A 231-nucleotide genomic window follows, 5' to 3' on the forward strand; every position below is an offset into this window, starting at 1 on the left:
GCCGTTGGCCCTTACTTTGATGAGACACCGCTGAAAGATTCCCTGGGTGCGACCCTGCAAGAACTCAAGCTCGACGGCGATGTGAATGCTCGCTTACATCTTGATATCCCGCTGAACGGCGAGTTGGTAACCGCGAAAGGGGAAGTGACGCTGCGTAATAACAGTCTGTTTATCAAGCCACTCGACAGCACCCTGAAAAATTTGAGCGGTAAATTCAGCTTTATCAATGGC

General features: G+C 50.6%; 1 protein-coding gene. It reads left to right on the forward strand.

What is annotated here, in order from left to right; translation table 11 throughout:
• On the forward strand, positions 1 to 231 hold a 231-nt coding region (locus RRF55_RS28200; protein WP_439419326.1), incomplete at both ends, for a YhdP family protein.

The organism is Klebsiella sp. K47 (assembly GCF_051858335.1).
Taxonomy (GTDB): domain Bacteria; phylum Pseudomonadota; class Gammaproteobacteria; order Enterobacterales; family Enterobacteriaceae; genus Klebsiella; species Klebsiella pneumoniae.